Below are 18,525 nucleotides of genomic sequence, written 5' to 3'. Positions count from 1 at the left end.
AATACCTCAGGACGAAGATACCGGCTGACCGGGATTCTGCATGGCTCCGGCGGCTAGGGTGCGCTACGTGAGTGCTCAGGTCGACACCGTACTGGATGAAAACGTGCACAAGGCGGATGCCGCCGACCGTCGGGGGTGGAGGAGATCCGCATCGGTCTGCACTCTCGTCGCGCTCGGCTCGTGCCTGCTCGCCGTCGCTGTCTTGGTCCCCACCTACAGTGCCGCCAGGTTGAAGGTCATCCCGCTCGACGTGCAATCGGCGACAGTGTCGGTTGCGGAGGACGCGGCAGTGCTCAAGGCCACCTCGGTGGCTATGAAAGGTCCGCTGAAGACCGACCGGGGTGTCCCGCTGCGGATTCAGGTCTACGTGACGACAGAGAATCCAGTTTCCGCCGATTCCACAACTCTGCAAGCGGCTCAGAAGACGGTCCGGACCGACTGGGGCGACGGGTTGGGCCTGGTCTCGGCAATGGTCGATCGCGTCACGATCGACCGACGATCAGGCATGCCGCTCGCCGAGCCCGTACCGACGACTCAAGCCGAACTCGGCAAGCCCCCGACGGAGACGCCTCGCGCCGGAATTCAGTACAAGTTTCCGTTCGACGTCGAGAAAGTCAGCTACCCGTACTACGACGGAACGGCACGTGAGACACATCCGATCGAGTACGTAGACGACGATCGCGTAGTCGACGGCATGCGGTTGTATCACTTTCAGCAGACGATCGGCCCTGTGAACCTTGGGAAATCGATCGGCAGTGTCGCAACGACGACGTTGCCCGCTGAAAAGTGGGGGCTACCTGGCACAGAGCCGATAACGATGGATCTGCACTACTCCACCACGCGCGATGTGTGGGTCGAGCCTGCCTCTGGTGCGATCGTTGCTGTGGAGGAGCAGCCGAGGCGATGGCTGGCGCGGTCGATTGACGACCCGAATGCGGTGACCACGCTGGAAGCGCACACCCATTTCGACGACGAAACGATCAATGGCCTTGCCCAACAAGCGAAGGACGCCCGTACCGCGATCCTGTGGGGAACCCGTTATGGGCCCGCCCTCGGTGCCGTGGCCGGCATCGTGTTGGTGGGGACCGCGCTCATCCTCGCGCGCCGCTGGTCACGCCGCTAGCTGAACTGGTCGAAAGCCGCGCGTGCGTAGGGGAGTGCCTCTGCGTATTCGTTGCGGACCTCGTCTTCGGTGCCCAAGCGTGATGAGCGATCCCTCTGAAATTCTTTGCTGGTTCGGTCTTGGTAGTAGTCGCTTTCCTCGCCGGAATTGTCGACGATTCGTCGGTCGGTGGTCTGAATACTTACGGCGTATTCGACAGGGCCATCTTTGGTCGGGTCTATTCCAGAATCTCGTCCGAGTTGGTAGAAGCGGTGGATTATGGCGATAACCGTTTCGGGGGAGTGGCGGGGCTTGTTTCCGAAACGCTGATTCCAGCCGAAGAGGTCGTATGAGGTTCCATCGAGCGCGATCCACCAGCGGGCTTCGGCGCGTGATGCTGTGAGGGCGGCGAGGATTGCGTCGTCCTGCTCTCCACGGTCGTGTCCGATGTCGATGATTCGGGTGACGGCGTCCCTCTGTCGATCGTCGCTGGTGTCGAATAGGTCGAGGGTTTGGGTGGTCGTAGCGGGTGGTTGTTGTGGTGTGGAGTCGTTGTCATTGTTGCTGCTGCATCCGGTGATCACAGCGGCCGTAAGTGCGAGCAAGGTCATGGTTGTCGTGATGCGGTGCTTCAAAGCCCCCCCTTGTTGATTCGGTGTCGACGCGGGTCGATCGTAGGTCTGCATTCAGTAGGTGAGGTTATCGATAAACCATCGGCCGTCCGCTTCGGTGAGGGTGAGCCAGACCGTGGTATCAGGTTCGACGGAGTGGGTGGTGTCGCCGGTGACCGCGGTTTGGGTGATCGTGACCACCCGGTGTGCGATGGTGTCGGTGTCGGGTGGGCAGCCGGAACAACCGATGGCGACGTCGGCGATGATCCGGGCGTTGTCGTTGATCCATTGCTGCCATTGCAGGCTGGGCCCGCGCTCGTTTCGCACATCGGAGGTCAGGCGTGCAGTCAGGACCGGTGTGAACCATTGTGTCGCGCGCCGAAATCCGTTGGTAGGGCTCTCGTCGGTGGTGGGGGCCCAGGTGAATGCGACGGTCATGGCTTGGCGGGCCACTTCTTCCGGCGATGTCGGTTCCGGTCGCTGAGGGACGCGGGTGCCCGCTTCTGGTGCAGGTGTCGGTGCGGTCGTGGTGCTCTGCGGTGTCGCGGTTCCTGAGGGGTTGGCGTTGTCCTGGCAGGAGTAGAGCAGTACCGCGGCCGCGGCGATGATCACTGCGAGCACGATCAGGGCTTTTCGCATGGTTCCTCTCCTGATCACATGCGGCGGGCGCGCATGCCTGCCATTATTGGTGCGGTTTTGACGACGTCATTTGTGGTGGGTGCGTGGACCATTTGCATGTTCCCGGCGTAGATGCCGACGTGGCCGGGGCCGCCGGCCTCCCAGGATCCGAAAACGAGGTCGCCGGGCTTGGCCTCGGACAGGGGGATTTCGGTGCCGACCGTCCACTGCTGTTCGGAGGTGCGGGGAAGGACGGTCTTGCCGCCGGTGGCCCGGGCGTAGGCATATTGTGTCAGTCCCGAGCAGTCGAACCCGCCGCCGGTCGGGCCACCCGCGCCGCCGCCGCCCCACACGTACGGGGTGCCGAGGTACTGGCTGGCGGCCTCGACGATATTGCTGCCGCCGGCGGTGGGGGAGGGGACGAACTCACCGCGGCCGCCGGGCTGTTCGAACTCGGGAATGTAGGAGAGGACTTTTTGCACGTAGGGTCGGGTTTCGCTGGAGTAGTCACCTCCGGAGGGCATCCCACCGGCTTGCTTGATGGCCCCCTCACCGGCGTTGTAGCTGGCGATGTAGAGCGAGAGCGGGTCGCCCTTTACGGAGCCGTCGGCGAGCCAGCTGTCGACCGATCGCGCGATCTCGCAGAAGTATCTGCCCTGAGCCATCACGGCGTCTCCGACATCACCTTGGGATATCCGGCCGTTGCCGTCATCGTCGCGGCCGTAGACGGCCCAGGTCCCGTCCATGAACTGGGTATAGCCTCTTGCGCCTGCGGGGCTGGTGACAGCGCGGAAGCCGCTTTCGGCTTTGGTGTCCGCGGCCAGCAGCGCCGGGCTGATCTGCGGGCACAGCGATCCTCCCTTGCGGAACCATTCTTCGAATGCCGCCGGGACACTGCCGGGTTTGAGGTCGCCGCCGCCCGGGGTGCCGAAGCCCTTGCCGCAGTCGACGGGGGTGGATGCGGCCATGAGATCGATACTCGATCCCGGTGCGCTCGCGTCCTGTCCGGATGGTGCAGGGGCGCCGCCGAGCTTGGTCGTCGGGTCGATCGCGGTGCCGCCCTGCAGGCGGCCGCCGTCCCAGTACTCGAAGTGCAGGTGCGGACCGGTGGATCCGCCGGCGTTGCCGATCTCGGCGATGTGGTCGCCGGCCCTGACGGTCTGCCCGGGTGTGACGTGGATGCCGTTGGCGTACATGTGCCCATAGACGGTGGAGACCGGGCGGCCGTCGACGACGGAGTCGATGACGACCCAGTTCTCGAAACCGACACCGGGTCCCTCCCCACTCGAGCCGGCGGCGGCGACGAGGCCGTTGAGGGCGGCGTAGATCGGGGTGCCAACCGGGCCGGCGAAGTCGATACCTTTGTGCATCGCTCCCCAGCGGGGTCCGAAACCGGAGGTGAACGTGGTGGTTCCCGGTGCGGTGGGTTGCTGGATCGGCCCGGACGGGGTCAGCGCCGCCGCCGGCCGATCATCGGGTGCGCTTTCTGCGCGCGTGCCCCCGGAATCGGAGTGGACGGGCCGGCAAGGTTTGGGCAGGTCGATGATTGCCCCGCCGGTGCAGGCGCTGGCCAGCCCGATAGTGAATGACGCGGCAAGCGCCGCAGTCAGACGTCGAGCGGTCATGCGATCGGACCTGGCAGCGGTGTGTCGAGTTCGGGGATCGGGATGGGGCCGGGAACAGGGACGGGGATGGGGGCGGGGCTGGTGGCCTGCTGGGCGGGCGGAGCAGGCTCCGAAGACGACGGGGACTCGGGGACGTGCCGCGGGCTCGGTGCTGTGACGGGGGACGGCGTGGTGGTGGCGGTTGTCGTGGTGGGCGCTGTGGTGCGCCCGGTGGTGGGAGCGGCCGCGGCCACGTCGTCGAGGTCGAGCGTCGGGAGGGGGGAGGCGACCTGCCAGCCGTCGTCGGTGTCGGTGACCGCGACGGTCATGGTCCCGGCGCTGGTATCGATCTCCACGGTCGTTCCGGTGGTGCCGGTGCCTGGCAGCATGCGGGTCGGCCCGAGAATCGACACCGGTGCGGTGGGCCGGGCCGCCGCGAGGGTGTCGTTGACGTGCTCGGGGCGGGTGACACGGCTGAGCGCGACCGCCCACTGAGTTGGCGATGTGGTGGTGTCGACGAACGCGTGCGCGTAATACATCGCCGCTGTCGCGGGGCTACGACCGATCGACCTGGCCGACATTGTCGCCACCGCGGTTTCGGTGACTTCTTCGGCTGCCGCAGTCGCCGAGGTCACTGAGGTGTTACTGGTGTCTGTGTCGTGGGCGCGCACGTCGCTTCCGCTGTTCTCCGCCCCGGTGACCGCGGTGACCATCAGACGGGCGAGGTAGAGGACCGCGACCATGATCGCGATCCCGCTGGCGAGCCGGCCGGGACTGCGCAGGACCCAGCTACGGATCGCGGTGGTGATCGGGTTGGCACCTGTTCTCACCAGTTCACTCCCAGGTCCCGATTCGGCCGGTCGAGCACTCCCGTCGACTGAGCCGACACGGTGTCCTCACGCAATCCCTCCCGAGGCAGATCACTCCTGACGGGCCTTGCCGACGACGAGGCCGGTGCGGGACGGGTGATCGACACCCACGGACGCTGCGGCTTTCCGGACGCGTCGGGTTCCTCACTCGGCCGGTAGATGGTGGTCGGTGCGATGACCGCGTCCGGCCCGCCGTCCCACCGGTTCGCGTCCTGATGAGGAACGAAGACTTCGCTGTCACCGGTGTCGAGGGACTCGAAACCGTCGGTGAACCCCGTTGCTGGGGTGTGTTTGCGCAGATCCGCGAGTCCGGTGCGCCCGGTGCCGTAGGCCGGGCCGGCGGTGAGGTTGACACCGGGGAGCCGGGTGCCGGACTCGGGTCCCTCCGGGGACGCTTTGCGCAGGTCCGCCAACGCTCCACCTGCGCCGCCGCGTAGGGCGGCCAGCTGTGCTTGGCGGGCGCGGTCACGATAGTCGTCGGTGCGTGCGGCCGACAGTGCGCGACCTTCCTGCCGGATGATCGGAGGCTTGTTGCCGCCGATCATGTCGGACCACTGCCGCCCTGCCGCGTTTGCGATGCCGTTTGTGGCGCCGCCGCCGGCGCGGATGAGTTCGAGGCTCTTCTCGGCCAGTCCCATGGCGGGGTTGGTGACCATCGAGCTGGCGGTGAGAAGTTGCTGCTTCCAGGAACCGTGCTTGTGCCGGTCCATCGCGCCGCCGATCATGCCGCGATGCGACTGGGTGATGGTTTGTGAGAGCCGTTTGAACGGGCGCAACAACATCCAGAAGACGATGGTGAGGATGACCAGGAACCACAGTCGCCAGGTTCCGTCGACCGCATCATTGCGGTACAGCTTGATCAAGATCAGCAGGTAGACCGACATCAGCACCGCGGCACCGACCGCCCACAGGTAGATCCCGCCGAGGATGCGGCCGACGCGGAGCAGGATCGATCCGGAGACGATGGCGAGCGGAACCCACACGGGGGCGGTGATGATCGCCAGCCGGATCGCCAGCAGCGCCGAGAGTTTCAGCACCGAGGACCCGATCCACAAAATGGAGGGCATCGACGTCTTGACCATCGACAGGAACCCGGTCGTGACCCGGCTCGAGTCCTTGCCCTGAAAGGTGTAGAACGAGAGCCCCTTGCTCTCCAACGGCTCGACGACCTCCCGCCGGAACTTCTCGGCCTTGGCCTCGTCGATCCCCTTCTGTGCGGCGTTGTCGGCTTTGATCCGGGCCTGCTCGTCGTAGGTGTAGGCGATCGACTCCCGCAACTTCGGCCACAGATCGCTGAGTGTCTCGGGGGATGCGTTGGTTCCGAAATACCCGCGCTGCACGTCCGGGATGATGATCCGGTCGGTGATCACCAACCGCGGGTCATCGGTCATGCCCGCAGAGTTGAAGATCTCGCCCTGAGTCTTCGTGATCAGTGCGCTGAACGTGTCGTCGGAGATCTGGATCGCCTTCGCCGGGGCACCGACCATCAACCCACCGATCGCCAGCGCGCCGGCACCGATCGCGAGCTGCCGGAACACCGCCGGGGCATCTGATCGCAGACCGCGGTAGAGGATGATCAGCCCGGCCACCCCCACCCCCAGCCCGAGCCACGGCCCGTAGACGGTCGGCCGCAGCGAGTCGGAGACCGCGAGCACGATCTCGTCGAACTGCGCGATCGCCCCCTGGCGGCCGGTCTCGCGGCCCTCGGCGGGGGTGTTGGCCTGCTCGTCGAGCCAGAACGCCGCGGCCGCGAACGATTGCCCGATCGTGAGGAAGGTGTTTCCGACGTCGGTCTTGTTGCGCACCAGCGATACCCCGGTGATGTCCTCGCCGCAGCCGAGGTCGTAGATGTGCCACGTCAGCCCGGCCCAGCCGTGGCCGCCGTACCCGGTGCCGGAGAGCTGGGATTCCGCGGGCTTGTCCACCGACCCGGAGTCGAAGAACGCCGGCGCCGCCGAGTTCGGGGACTGCGGTGCCGGTACGTCCTTGCAGTTGAAGCCTGCGGCGTGGGCGGTGGTCTGCCCGCACAGGGCACTGAGCCCGACCAGCATCATTACCGCGCACAGTTGGGTGATCCGCTGCAGCAGGTGTGCGGGCGAGCTGGTGGTGCGGGCGGTGGCGGGCATCGAGAATGTCCTTCCCAAAAGAGGGGTCAGGCGGCGGTGGCCCGGGAGTTCAGTGCTTGCGCGACGTGGGCGATGTGGGTGAAGTTCGTCCAGTTCGCGCGCACCAGTTCGATGTCGCCGCCGAGGCGGACGACATAGGTGCGGGCTTCGTCGGCGCCGGTCTTCGCGGCGCGCTGTTTGCGGGCCTTGTTCGCGCGCGGGTCGTAGGTGTCGTTGCGGCCCCCGCCGAGCTGGTTGGCCAGGATCGTCTCGTACCCCTCACCCTCTTCGAGGCCGAGGAGTGTGAGTGCGTCGGAGATCGCCCGTTCGGAGGAGCCGAGTCGGCCGATGATGATCTCGTCGGTCAGCTGCGACTGGTCCTGGTCATCCGCGCCGTCCGCCAATCCGAGGAAATCGCCGGCGAGCTGGCTGCACACCAGTGCGCGGGTGCGGAACTTGCGGGTGTCGCGGCCGAGCCGGACGTAGAGGGTGCGGCCGGATCCTGACTGCTTGAGGTACTTGTTCTCGTCCAGGAACAGCAGTTTCGGCAGCGCGCGCGGCTTGTCGTAGACCAACCGGGTCGCCAACCAGGCCGCCAGGTGGATCAGTGGCCCGGCCAGGCGTTGGCTGTCGGTGGCCGCACTGCCCTCGGCCTTGTCGTCGATCTGCAGGCCGGGCATGGTCAGGATCGTCAGTCGCTCGTCGAGGACCGAGTCGAACAGTTCGGCGGCGGCGTCGTCGCCGGCCGTGGCCGACGGGAACAGCACCCGGGCATCGCGCAGCTGCGACATCGTGCGCAGCATCGGCCCGATCCGGCCCGCGGCGGTGCGCAGTCCTTCGCCGATGACGGGGGTGTTCTCGGAGCTGTTGGTCTGGCCGTTGGTCGTGCCGTGGGCGGCCGCGGGGCCGTTGGTGTAGACCACGCCGGCGGCGATGTGGTCGATCGCGTCGAGGACCTTGCCCAGATGGTTGGTCGGCTGGCCCCCGACCATCGCCGCCGCCATCCGGACCACGCTCTTGGCGTCTCGGTCGCTGCGGTCGTCGGTGTCGAGCATCGAGATCAGCACCCAGGACGCGAGCTGGACTCGTTCGGCATGGGCGGCACCGCGATCGTCCTCGTAGGCCGCTGCTGCGGCCGCTGCCGGGTCGGATTCGTGCGCGTACTCGGGATGGGCGGGGCGGTAGATCTCGTCGGCCGGGTCGGGCTCGCACACGACCCGGTAGACGTTGAGGACGCCGGGCTTGGCGCCGCGGCCGGTCAGCTCGTAGACGCGGGTGAATGGCTTGAGTTCGGGCAGATCGGCGAGTGCGCGCAGCGGCCCGGACGGATCCAGGATCACCGCGTGCGCGCCCAGGCGCAGCGCCTGATAGGTGATCATCCCCGCCAGATGGGTTTTGCCGGCGCCCTGGACGCCGACCAGCGGGGTCAGGCCGCCCTTGTCGAAGAAGTCGTGGGCGGCGAACAGGTTCCAGGCGACCGGGCGGACCGAGATTGACGCGGTCTCGCCGAGGATGATGCCTTCCTCGTCACCGATTCGGTCGGCCGCCGCCCCCATCCCCGCCGACATGGCGAGGACGCTCATCCTGCGCTTGTGGGCGGTGTTGGCGAGCTTTTCACCGGGCATGAATTCTTTGAGCAGGTGGTACTGGCCGTTCTCGGCTTCGAGTTCGACATCCGGCGCGTACTGCTGCTGCAGCTTTGAGACACGATCGCGCACCTGCTGCGGGGAGGAACCGGACACGGCGATCCGCCACCACCCCGACCCTCGGGTGGCCAGTGCCCCACCGTTCGACATCTCCGTCCGCAGCCGCCGGGACAACCCGTGCTGTGCCGCCAACTCATCGGGTGGCGTTTCGTCGTGCTCGACGGTGTAGTGCCGGTACTGCGACTCGATCGCGTTGCGCTGCTTCTGGATCTCGCCGAGGGTTTCTTCCGGGGTGTGCAGGGTGATCCGCTCGGACCACTCCAAGGGCAGCCCGAGCTGGTCGCCGAGCAGCTGCCACGGCATCTTCTGCTCGGGAATGGCCAGTGGTGCCATCCGCCCCACCGTCAGCACCGTCACGTACGACCGGTAGGTGCGGCCGGCGATGGTGCCCTCGACGACGGTGTGTCCGGCGCCGGGCGTGTAATGCATTTCCGTCAGGTTGCTCAGCGACAACAGATCGGACAGGCCCCATCCCGACGGTGCGTTCGCGGCCGCCGGTTCGGTCAACGGCATCCCCACCGCGGCCGAGCGGCGCAGCAGATAGTCCACCTGACCGCTGTCGGCCGGCAGGGCTTCGACACCGGGGGAGAGCATCACGCGCTCGATCTCGGCGATGTGTTCGGCCGCCGCGTCCTGCTCGGCCACCAGGACCTGCTCGGACCACTTCGACAACCGCGGCCCCACAACCTTCACCCCGGAGCACATGTCGGCCACCGCGACGATCGCCTGCGCGGTCATCGACCGCCGGGGCAGTTCGATGCCCCAGTAACGGCGCTTGCGGGTAGGGGCCGAGTCCAGCAGCGCGACTTGCTGACCGACCAGGTAGTCGTCCCACGCGAGGGCACCGGGAACGTCGGGGAGGCGGTCCTCGGCGAGCTGCGCGTGTGCGCGGCCCCATTCCTTGACCGGCCAGGGCTCGCGCACAGTGCGCCGATGGATACCGGAGACCCCTGTGCCGCGCAGTTCCGCCAGCACCAACGCTTCGTCCCGGATGAACCGCGACTGATCGGCAATCGCCCGCATGCTCCACGTTCCGGGCGATTGCACGAACCACAACGTGGCGGTGTCGTCGGTGATGGTGACGTTGCCCAGCACCGCCCGCAGCCGCCACTTGGACTGCTTCCGCAACCGCGCCCTGCTCCCGCGCTCAGCGCCCGCACTGGTCGAGTGCCCCTGCGGGGCTGGCCGGGACTTCTTCCCTCCCCGCTTGCTGCCCTTGCGGTGGGTGGATTCTGCGGGTGCGCCCTCGTCATGGTCAGGGTTGGTGACCGAGGAGGGGTCGGTGAGCAGTGCATCACCCAAGCTCGCGTGTGGTGCGGCGGTGTGTGGGTCGGCGGTCTGCAGCCCGGCCTGGCGCGCCGCGCGCAGCCACGACTCGGGCAGCACCGGCGGCAGTGCCCCGGGGGGTGGGACGAGGTCGGCCGGGTCGAACCGGTTACCGGGATAGCTCATGACCTACCTGCTCGTAGTCGAAGAAGTCGTGTGATCAGCGGCGGCGGGCGAGGCGAACGCGCGCGATCTGGTCGGGGATCGACACCGTCTGCGGCGTATTCCGGATTTTCCTGTTGCGGCCGGCCGCAGGGCGTGGGGAGGTGAGGTCGTTGATCGCGGACCGGGCCAGCGACCGGATGGTGCGTTCGTGGCCGAGCCCGTCGACGATCCGTCTCGTCCCGAGATAGCTCAACCCCAGCACCACGGTGACGGACCAGCCGCTCCACGGCACCGACAGCACCCCCATGACCAGGATGAGCGAGAGCGCCAGCAACACCGCACCGATACCTACTGCCTGCCATCTGACTGGTCTCGGAAACGCCCGTCCCGGAGGGCCTAGCCAGTGCTGATCCACCCGGTACAGGTCGTCGTCGGTCTCGATCACCGCAAGCCCCTCACCGGCGCTCGCTGATGGCACGACCGATTGCGAACACGATGGCGGCGGCGATGACCACGCCGAAGATGATCGTCATGGCAGACATGGGATGAGGTCCTCTCGAAAAGGGTGAGTCCGAATGGGCTGTGTCCGCTACCGGTCACACACCGGGGACGATCAGCCGGATGATTCCGGTGCCGACGCCCATCGCCGCGTCGGGGTTCGCCGACAACCCGAACCACCCCAACCCGATCACGGACAGGCTGGCGATGGTGATGACGGCAGACCAGGACGAGCGAATCGCCTTCACCAGAAGCACAATCGCTCCGACGCCGAGGATCGGAGGGACCACCTGCTCGCGGAGGAAATCTCCCACCCCGCCGGTGTCGATCCCCTCCTGTGCCAGGAACGTCAGCTGCGACGCAACCTCGAAAGTCTCATGAAGCATGCTCTCTCCCAAAAGATTCGCGGGCAACACCGAACGGTGACGCCAGAACCTTGACACAGGGCCGCTTCGGCACACGAAGACCCCCGCACGCGCTCGGGCGTGTCGCTGCGGGGTCCACTGAGGGTGGGGACCGGCGCTGCGGGGATGGATGCTGCCCTCCGGGCACGCTCTCTTCGGACAGCCCTCGCGAAGAACGTGATTGGCCCCATGCGGGGCACGTGTCGACGATTGGGGGATCGGTGATGCCTGCGCCCCCACTCCCTTCGGGAGGCGCCTCCCCCCTACGGGGGGAGGCGAAGTTGAAAATAGCGCCCCGGACCGGTTTCGGCGAGTAGTGGGTTAAACACCACTTGGCAGAGCGGTTTTGGCGATCTCGGCGGGGTTCGACTCACGTCGGCCTGGGGCGCACTCGCAGGGCGGCGGCGGGGCGACACGCCCGAGCGCGTGCGGGGGTCCTTGGTGAATCCTCCGGCGAGCGGATTCACTGTGTGCGCATCAGCACCACGCAGATGTCCGACCGAGAAGGGGTTTCCGCGATGCCGTCGAATGACCCTGTGGGCGAGTTCTTCCGGGATGTTTTCGGTCCTTCCGGTACCTCGTCGGCCGCCGGCGGACGCCGGCGGCCCGAGCAGTCGGGAGAGGGAGACGCAGCGCGGTTCACCCCGTGGGTGCTCGTCGTCCTGGCCGTCACCATCGCCGTGTGGTGGGCGCCGACCCTGTTGGCGTCCGCTCAGGTCACGGAGCTGTGGCCGCGCTCGCTGCTCTGGGCGCAGTGGATCATTGACTTTCGGCCCAGGCTCGTCGTCGCCGTGGCACTTGTCGGTTTCCTGGACTTGAGCCGGTTCCTGCGGCACCGGCAGCGGCGAATCCTGTCCGCGGTGGTGCGGCAGACCACCGGTCACAGCCCCGTGCGGATCAGGCTCAGTGTGCGTACCGGGTGGCACAGCACCGCGTGGGCGGCAATCCGCCTGCCGCACGGAGCGGTCGTCGATGCGAACCGGCAGGAGCGTCTGAATTCGGCAGTCAATGCGTTGATCGTCGGATCGCCGCTGTGGCACCGCGTGCGCGCCGCGCTACCTGCCTTCGCTGCCACCCGCCCCCGGCGATTTCTGCCGCGGAAGACGTCGGTACAGATCCACAGCGGCCCGGCGGGCGAACCGGGTCCCGACAGCCTTGCACCCTCGACGCCGAAGGCGGAGCGATGAGCCGATTCCTCGGACCCACAGTCACCGAGTGGAAGTACGTCACCGACTTCCGGGCCGACAAGAGCACCATCACGATCACCCGCCAACCGGTGCTGCCGGACACCCGCAGCGCACGGCACCGCATGCTCGCCGAGCTGTTCTCCGACGGCAAGGCCCTGCAGGACGTGACGGTGTCGGTCGACTCCTACGCCTACGACGGAACCGAAGCCTCCTACCGCATCCACTACAAACCCACGCTGGCCACCGGCATGGATGCCAACCGGGAAAAGCTCTCCGAGGCTCTGCTCGCCGCCCTGGGCACCCACGAATCGGGTCAGCTGTGGCGTGTGGACTGGGCACCGGAGCGGCCGATCATCACCCTTTCGCTCCGAAAGCCGCTCGCGACAATGGTGATGCATTCGCTGAAAATCCCGGCCGCCGACCTTCCTGTTCCACAACTCGACGAGCGTGGAATCGCGCGACGCCAGCAGATGTCCTGGCCGGGAAGCGACCCCAGCGTGCCCGGGCAACGCCTGCATGTCCCGTACGCGTCCTGCGAAACCGTTGCCGGTGTCGTCGACGCCTACTGGAACATCTCCGACGATTCGTCGGCACCTCACATGCTGGTTGTCGGACCGACCGGCGGCGGCAAGACGGTCCTGCTGACCACCGTGATCACCGAACTCACACTCCGCGGAGTCCCGGTGATCGGTGTCGACCCCAAACGCATCGAGCTGCACCAATTCCTCGGCTACCCCGGTGTTCCGGCGATCGTGTTTGAACCCTTGCGGGCCGCAGAGTTCATCTACGCGCTGTGGCGCGAGATGCACGCGAGGACCAAGTACATGCAGATCCAGCGTCTGAAGGCACGCAACATGCCGCTACTGGTGGCGGTGCTCGACGAGTTCTTCATCCTATCCGCGGCCTGGACGCAGCTGGCCAAGTCCGGCACCGACGAGGAGAAGGAAGTCATCAAGCGCTGCAACCCACTCGGGCGAATCGGCGAACTCGTCGCCCTGGCCCGCTCGGCCGGTATCCGCCTCGCCGTGGGAGTCCAGCGCCCCGATGCGCACCTGTTCGGGCGGGATTCCGGCAGTGTCCGCGACAACTTCCAGACCCGAGCAGCGCTCGCACGGTTGAGCAGTGACGGCGCCTACATGATGTGGGGTGAGACCACCGTCGGCCGCGACATCGACGCCGAGATCCGCGGCCGCGCCACGGTCAGTGACCCCTCCGGCGACCCTGCCCTCGCACAGGTGTGGTTCACCCCCACCATCGACGATCACCCCGCCGCCCGCAGCGACCTGTCCGCCGAGGAAGCACACGCAGTCGACAGCCTGCGCCCGACAAGGGATACCCCGGTGTACTGCTTCTCGGCCGAGCTGGCGCAGTTCATCGCCGACGAACAGCACCTGATCACCGCGATGGCCGATGACGTCCGCGAGCCCGTCGCAGTCTCCGGGTCGTCGGTGACATCCCTGATCGACCACATCGCTGATGCGATCCCGGCTGGTGCCCTCGAGGAAGGCATGAACATCGTCCTCGGCCTCGACGACGAACCGGACCGCACTGGCACCGTCCTGACCGTCGAGACCATCCGGGGGATCGCCCGCGACAGCGACGGCACGGTCACTGAGGAGGGACTGGTGCGGGTGGAGGTGTCGGTGGAATCCACCGGCCGCCGGCCCGAGGTTCTGATCCTCGAATACAGCGGACTCGACACCGTCTTCCTCGCCGCGGTCGACCGCGCTGCCGCCGCCTGACCCCTGATGTCCCGGCTCAATCCGCTCCCACCCCCGAAAACACGAGAGAGAGGCCACCGATGGCAGTCCGGCAGATCGAACGAGCAGTCATCCTCGAACCCGAGGACATCGAGGCCATGCACCGCCCATTCGTGAACAAGGGCAACTCTGACCCCGTCGTTCGCGCGTTCCGAGAAGCGTTGCGGGCCTCCACACCCGGATGGCTGGCCGCCCTGGACACCGAAAGCAAGACCGTCTCCCGCAGCCGTCTCGACGAGCTCCTCACCGCGATCGGGCATCGTCGCGGCCTGGTTGGCGCGCTCCCCGACGGCGAGGTCAAGACCGAGGCACTCGATCAGCTCACCAGCCTCGATGAGCTGATCACCGAAATGCTCGCCCAGCTCGACGGCACTACCTCGGGCGCCGGGAGTCTGTGATGGCCGCTCCGCAGATGACCGTCGCGATCGACGACGGAGGACGCCACGCCACGGCGTATGTGCCGTCACGGGCCGCGACGCTCGACCTGCGAGGCGACACCGAGCAAGACCTGATGACCGCGGTGTTCGCCCAGGCCCACGCCGAAGCGCGAAGCAGCGGTCAGACGATCACCGTCGCGGTCAGCGGCGGCGCCGACACCGCGCCGATGCGGCTCGAGGTCGACCCCGATCAGACCATCCGCCCCGCCCAGGAGCAGGCGCCGGAGCAGGAACCCGGGGCGCCCATTCGGGAACGGTCCCAGCGCCGCCCGGCGAGCGGCACTCCCGTCGTACGGATCCAAACCGAGGGCAGTGAGCCGACGGTTCCCGTGCGGCTGCCGGCGACCGATCCGCCACCCGCACGGGCAACCGTATCCGCCGAGCACGCAGACGGACACGACCGCACACCCCCCGCCCGACCGCGGCGGCCGGTAGCGGGGCTGGCCGCCCCCGAGATACCTCCCGGGACCGGTGAGCCTGCCCGCCTGGGAGTGCGCGGTCGACTCAACGCCATGCTCGGGTTGAGACTCGCCCCGAAAGCACAGTCGCCGGAGATGCGGCTGCGGGCCGCCGAGTCGGTGATCACCCGGACGCTGCCCGAATTCTCGGTGATCACCGTCGCCAACCCAAAAGGCGGGGTCGGCAAGACACCACTTGCCGTGGCTATCACCCAGACCTTGGCCGACCTGCGCGGCGGCAGTACCGTGGTGTGCGCGGATCTCGGCGAAGTCGGCGGCAGTCTCGCCAAACGGGTCGCCGTCCGTCCGTCGCCAGGCAACGATGTCCCCGCGTTGTTGGCCGCCCATCCCGACCCTGATGTCGCCATCCGACCCTCGGTGCTCTCGCGGCACCTGACCCGTCAACCGTCGGGTGACGACATCATCGCGGGACGCCGCGGCGACGCGACGTCCGTTCTGAAGGAAGACCATGCGGCGCATTTGGCCGCGATGGTGGCCCAGCACCGCGACATCCTCGTCGCCGACACCGGCAACAACCCCCTCTCGGGAAGCTGGCAGTGGGCAGTGAGGACAGCGGACGTCGTCGTCGTCCCTGTTCCCTTGCGCTGGGATGCCGCCGAGGCCGCAGAAGAAATGATCACGGAATTGGCGTCGACCGCCACAGATGTTCTCCAGCGCACGATCGTTGTCATCACCGCCGGCCCCGGGGATGCCCCGATGGTCGAACAGGACACCGTCGAAGCCCTCCGGGACCTGGGAGTCCCGCTCGTGGCGCGTATGCCGTTCGAGCCGCTGTTCGCCTCCGGGGAACGCCTTGCACTGCCGCGGCTGGAACCTCAGACCCGAGCAGCGCTGACCCGACTGGCCGAAGAAGTCGTCAAGACGATCACCGGCCCCTGACTCGGCCATCCATCACCGACCGGCCGTACAGATCTCACGCCGCCCCACGTGGGCACATCCACCTTCGATTCGCATCTGGCCACTCCACGAAAGGCACGAAATGAGCAACGCCACCGGCGGCAACCGCGCCGCCCGCCGCGCCCGAGGCTGGCACCGCCGACAGGGCACCACTCAGGCCGCCACCGCGCTGGCAGTCATCACCGCTGCCCTGGCCTCCGGCATCGCCCTGTCCCCGTCCGCGTTCGCCGACCCGATCCAGGGTGGTGTCACCGGTGACAGCACCCAGGAAGGTGTCACCGGCGGGGACACCCCCAGCACAATCACTGCCCCCACACCAGCACCCGAGCACGCCCATGTGCCAGAGACCCCGGCGGAACCGGTGTACTGGGTCACCCCGCCCGCCGAGTACCAGAACATCGAGTACCAGCCGCTCCCGAACTACGACTACGACACCAATGCGTATGTCGAGCCGGAGGACTACTACGTCGCACCGGTGGCTTTCGACCAGCTGCACCTGCCGACCCCGGTGGAGCCGACGAAACCGTTCATCGCACCACGGGACACCCTTCGGCTGGGTGAGCTGCACATCAAGCAGCCGAACTGGGTGTCCGACGTGGACCGGGACCGCACCAACAACACGATGGCGGTCGTCCAGGCGGGGGTCTCGACGGGTTGGCGGTCGATCGGTGTGGAAACGTCTCGGGCCGACCGGATCGCCGCCGCACAGGTCGGTGCCGGTGCCGCCGGGGCAGCGCTCGGCGCAACCGCCGCGGGCGGGGCGGCAGCCACCGCGGGCGCACTGGTCGGTGGCACCATCGGCGGCCTCGCCGGAATGACCGCAGGAAACGTCTTCCTTCCCGGACTCGGATGGGTGCCTGCCGGGATCGTCGGAACCGCGGCGGGTGCCGGCCTCGGTGCTGCGGTGGGTATCCCCGTCGCTGCGGCCGGGGCGGTCGTCGGCGGTGCGGTCGCCGTCGCGGCGGTGACCCCGATCGCTGCCGGCGACAAGGGCGAACCGAAGGAGATCGAGGTACCGGACATCGACTCCGAGGCCGTGACCGCACAGACCGAGACCGTGCTCACCGACTGGGAGAACTCCGGCCCGGTGGGGCAGGCGGCCGCCGACGTCGTACAGGACACAGCCGCGGCTGCGCCCGCGATCGACCAGCAGGCCCGCGATTTCGTCGCTGCCCAGCCCGGCGGCGAGCAGATCATCGAGCAGGTCGAGGGAACCCTGAACTCGTTCTTCACCGACACCACGCCCGGCCTGGCCGGAAACCTGTTGTCGGGCGCCATCGGCGACGCCATTCCGACCGCGAACTGAAACCACGAAGGCGGGTGCACACAATGAAGAAGCCGACCCTCGGCCGATCGACGCCGCGGCATCCCGCCGTGATCGACCTTCTCGGCACCACACCCACCGCCGAGCACCCGCCGGGCGCCCGCACCATGGCGCTCGGCGGCCCCGCCACACCACCGCCCCCGCCTCGGTCGCCTCTACCGTCCCCCCGCGGCCGCCGCGGGGGGACGGTAGCCGCCGTCGCGGCGGTCGCCGTCGCCGTGGCCGGCGGGGTGGGCATCAGCCACATGCGCAGCGGAGAAAGTGAATCCGCGTCTACCGCGGCCACAACCACCGCCACCGCAGCGGCTGACGAGAATGGGCTGCCCATCCTCAACCTGGCCGAACCCGAGGCGGCCGCGTCGGACGGGGACTGCCGAGCCGACCGCGGTGACCAGAAGAGCGGCGCAGGCGTGGTCGCAGCGTTCAACCACGCGTACTACAGCCTGCGCAACGGCGAAGCTGCCCGCGGCCTCGCCACCGCCACCTCATCGGTGCTGCCAGGTCCCGAGCTGCAGAAGGTCATCGACGCGGTCCCGATCGGCACCAATTACTGCCTCCGCACCATCGAACTGTCAGACGGGGTCTACCTGGTCGATCTGTCCGTGATGCAGCCCGCCCAGCCGGTCAAACGCGGCACCCAGACCGTCACCACCCAGAAGGTCGACGGCAAATGGTACGTCGACGTCTTCAACTAAAGCACCGCGCCCGAAAGGACTTCCGCGAATGATGCCCCTGTCCTGCACACGGCCGCGATCTACGGCCACCATCGCAGCACTGGCCGGAGTCGCTCTCGCCGCACTGACCTTCTGCGACGACGACTGTCGCGCGGCCGCGGCGGTCACCGCCTCGATCAGCGGATCAGTCGTCACCGACGAAAGCATCGACCTGGGCAGCATCGTCATCGGATGGGGCGAGACCCAACCAGTCGTGATCTGAACGACCGGCTCTACCTCCGCTGGCTCGCGCACCGCCCGATCGGATCTCGGCGAGTCGGCAGTGCACACATTCCATCAACGTCGGGTGGAGCGGCAGCACAGCTGATCTACGAGCACCCAACACCGCATGCGGGGAGTACGTCCGCGGCCCACCGCCGACACGCCCGACCGCGTGCGGGGGTCGTCGCTGAGAGAAGGACTGCTACCCGAGACTGAAACCGGAAGAGCACTGGCTGCAGCGCGATAGGAGTCCGGACGATGGCACGGTCGGCGAGAGGTCGGCTCGCGGCGGTCACCACCGTCACCGCCGTGCTGTGCGGGACCACGCTCATCTGCGCGCCCGGCATCGCGCACGCGGACCCGGTCGGCTGTGCGTCGACGTTCAACCTTCTCATCCCCGGCACCTGGGAGACCAACGAGAACGCCGACCCGAACAGGCCGGTGGGCATGCTGGCCCCCGTCGCGGAGGCGATCACAGCGAAGAACGGTGCCCGTGCGCAGATATACACGCTGCCGTACATGGCGCGCGCGTTCGACAACGGCCACACCTACGCCGAC

At 67.6% G+C, this 18,525-nt stretch carries 16 protein-coding genes and 1 pseudogene; 9 read left to right on the top strand and 8 right to left on the bottom strand.

The genetic code is table 11. The annotated features are described in order from the left end of the window. The first annotated feature begins 67 nt into the window (after positions 1 to 67). Positions 68 to 1,123: a DUF3068 domain-containing protein gene (locus P3H15_RS43005; RefSeq protein ID WP_276142880.1), complete on the top strand. Its 1,056-nt coding sequence runs from the start codon at positions 68 to 70 to the stop codon at positions 1,121 to 1,123. Here the strand turns inward: P3H15_RS43005 and P3H15_RS43000 are convergent. The 8 genes from P3H15_RS43000 to P3H15_RS42965 all read right to left on the bottom strand — a co-directional run bounded on the left by P3H15_RS43000 (position 1,120) and on the right by P3H15_RS42965 (position 10,930). After that, positions 1,120 to 1,788: a hypothetical protein gene (locus P3H15_RS43000; RefSeq protein WP_276142879.1), complete on the bottom strand. Its 669-nt coding sequence runs from the start codon at positions 1,786 to 1,788 to the stop codon at positions 1,120 to 1,122. The genes P3H15_RS43005 and P3H15_RS43000 overlap by 4 nt on opposite strands. Then, complete coding sequence (locus tag P3H15_RS42995) at positions 1,789 to 2,352, bottom strand: hypothetical protein (RefSeq protein ID WP_276142878.1); 564 nt, start codon at positions 2,350 to 2,352, stop codon at positions 1,789 to 1,791. It lies immediately after the preceding gene. Positions 2,353 to 2,366: 14 nt separating this feature from the next. Beyond that, a complete protein-coding gene (locus tag P3H15_RS42990) occupies positions 2,367 to 3,956 on the bottom strand; it encodes a peptidoglycan DD-metalloendopeptidase family protein (RefSeq protein WP_276142877.1) in 1,590 nt (529 codons plus the stop codon). Continuing rightward, entirely contained in the window at positions 3,953 to 4,765 is an 813-nt protein-coding gene (locus P3H15_RS42985) for a hypothetical protein (protein ID WP_276142876.1), read from the bottom strand. The genes P3H15_RS42990 and P3H15_RS42985 overlap by 4 nt, the downstream gene beginning before the upstream one ends. After that, positions 4,762 to 6,930 carry a hypothetical protein gene (locus tag P3H15_RS42980; RefSeq protein ID WP_276142875.1) on the bottom strand — a complete coding sequence of 723 codons (2,169 nt, stop codon included), beginning with the start codon at positions 6,928 to 6,930 and terminating at the stop codon, positions 4,762 to 4,764. Before P3H15_RS42980 ends, P3H15_RS42985 begins: the two co-directional genes overlap by 4 nt. Positions 6,931 to 6,956: 26 nt before the next feature. Beyond that, positions 6,957 to 10,067 (bottom strand): ATP-binding protein, encoded by a 3,111-nt coding sequence (locus tag P3H15_RS42975; protein WP_276142874.1) that lies wholly within the window; start codon positions 10,065 to 10,067, stop codon positions 6,957 to 6,959. 34 nt (positions 10,068 to 10,101) lie between these two features. Continuing rightward, entirely contained in the window at positions 10,102 to 10,383 is a 282-nt protein-coding gene (locus tag P3H15_RS42970; protein WP_276142873.1) for a hypothetical protein, read from the bottom strand. Positions 10,384 to 10,642: 259 nt separating this feature from the next. Next, entirely contained in the window at positions 10,643 to 10,930 is a 288-nt protein-coding gene (locus tag P3H15_RS42965; protein ID WP_276142872.1) for a hypothetical protein, read from the bottom strand. A gap of 536 nt (positions 10,931 to 11,466) precedes the next feature. Here P3H15_RS42965 and P3H15_RS42960 point away from each other — a divergent pair. From P3H15_RS42960 to P3H15_RS42925, 8 genes and pseudogenes are all read left to right on the top strand, one after another. Beyond that, positions 11,467 to 12,135: a hypothetical protein gene (locus P3H15_RS42960; RefSeq protein WP_276142871.1), complete on the top strand. Its 669-nt coding sequence runs from the start codon at positions 11,467 to 11,469 to the stop codon at positions 12,133 to 12,135. Continuing rightward, positions 12,132 to 13,877 (top strand): FtsK/SpoIIIE domain-containing protein, encoded by a 1,746-nt coding sequence (locus P3H15_RS42955; RefSeq protein ID WP_276142870.1) that lies wholly within the window; start codon positions 12,132 to 12,134, stop codon positions 13,875 to 13,877. The genes P3H15_RS42960 and P3H15_RS42955 overlap by 4 nt, the downstream gene beginning before the upstream one ends. Before the next feature lie 59 nt (positions 13,878 to 13,936). Continuing rightward, entirely contained in the window at positions 13,937 to 14,293 is a 357-nt protein-coding gene (locus P3H15_RS42950; RefSeq protein WP_276142869.1) for a hypothetical protein, read from the top strand. Further along, positions 14,293 to 15,690 (top strand): ParA family protein, encoded by a 1,398-nt coding sequence (locus P3H15_RS42945; protein WP_276142868.1) that lies wholly within the window; start codon positions 14,293 to 14,295, stop codon positions 15,688 to 15,690. Before P3H15_RS42950 ends, P3H15_RS42945 begins: the two co-directional genes overlap by 1 nt. A 100-nt stretch (positions 15,691 to 15,790) precedes the next feature. Beyond that, a complete protein-coding gene (locus P3H15_RS42940; protein WP_276142867.1) occupies positions 15,791 to 17,014 on the top strand; it encodes an insoluble domain protein in 1,224 nt (407 codons plus the stop codon). Between the two features lie 23 nt (positions 17,015 to 17,037). Further along, entirely contained in the window at positions 17,038 to 17,727 is a 690-nt protein-coding gene (locus P3H15_RS42935) for a hypothetical protein (RefSeq protein ID WP_276142866.1), read from the top strand. 28 nt (positions 17,728 to 17,755) lie between these two features. Further along, positions 17,756 to 17,968 (top strand): hypothetical protein, encoded by a 213-nt coding sequence (locus P3H15_RS42930; RefSeq protein WP_276142865.1) that lies wholly within the window; start codon positions 17,756 to 17,758, stop codon positions 17,966 to 17,968. A 257-nt stretch (positions 17,969 to 18,225) separates the two neighbouring features. After that, positions 18,226 to 18,525, top strand: a pseudogene (locus P3H15_RS42925) (cutinase); the annotation flags it as partial.

It is taken from the genome of Rhodococcus sp. T2V (genome assembly GCF_029269925.1).
In the GTDB taxonomy this organism is placed as follows: domain Bacteria; phylum Actinomycetota; class Actinomycetes; order Mycobacteriales; family Mycobacteriaceae; genus Rhodococcus_F; species Rhodococcus_F koreensis.
This window is presented reverse-complemented; position numbering and strand designations above follow the sequence as displayed.

Bases quoted from the DNA above. Each gene is read 5' to 3' on its own strand.
- P3H15_RS43000 (WP_276142879.1), bottom strand. From the start codon at position 1,788: ATGCAGACCTACGATCGACCCGCGTCGACACCGAATCAACAAGGGGGG.
- P3H15_RS42995 (WP_276142878.1), bottom strand. From the start codon at position 2,352: ATGCGAAAAGCCCTGATCGTGCTCGCAGTGATCATCGCCGCGGCCGCG.
- P3H15_RS42990 (WP_276142877.1), bottom strand. From the start codon at position 3,956: ATGACCGCTCGACGTCTGACTGCGGCGCTTGCCGCGTCATTCACTATC.
- P3H15_RS42980 (WP_276142875.1), bottom strand. From the start codon at position 6,930: ATGCCCGCCACCGCCCGCACCACCAGCTCGCCCGCACACCTGCTGCAG.
- P3H15_RS42975 (WP_276142874.1), bottom strand. From the start codon at position 10,067: ATGAGCTATCCCGGTAACCGGTTCGACCCGGCCGACCTCGTCCCACCC.
- P3H15_RS42965 (WP_276142872.1), bottom strand. From the start codon at position 10,930: ATGCTTCATGAGACTTTCGAGGTTGCGTCGCAGCTGACGTTCCTGGCA.
- P3H15_RS42960 (WP_276142871.1), top strand. From the start codon at position 11,467: ATGCCGTCGAATGACCCTGTGGGCGAGTTCTTCCGGGATGTTTTCGGT.
- P3H15_RS42955 (WP_276142870.1), top strand. From the start codon at position 12,132: ATGAGCCGATTCCTCGGACCCACAGTCACCGAGTGGAAGTACGTCACC.
- P3H15_RS42950 (WP_276142869.1), top strand. From the start codon at position 13,937: ATGGCAGTCCGGCAGATCGAACGAGCAGTCATCCTCGAACCCGAGGAC.
- P3H15_RS42945 (WP_276142868.1), top strand. From the start codon at position 14,293: ATGGCCGCTCCGCAGATGACCGTCGCGATCGACGACGGAGGACGCCAC.
- P3H15_RS42940 (WP_276142867.1), top strand. From the start codon at position 15,791: ATGAGCAACGCCACCGGCGGCAACCGCGCCGCCCGCCGCGCCCGAGGC.
- P3H15_RS42935 (WP_276142866.1), top strand. From the start codon at position 17,038: ATGAAGAAGCCGACCCTCGGCCGATCGACGCCGCGGCATCCCGCCGTG.
- P3H15_RS42930 (WP_276142865.1), top strand. From the start codon at position 17,756: ATGATGCCCCTGTCCTGCACACGGCCGCGATCTACGGCCACCATCGCA.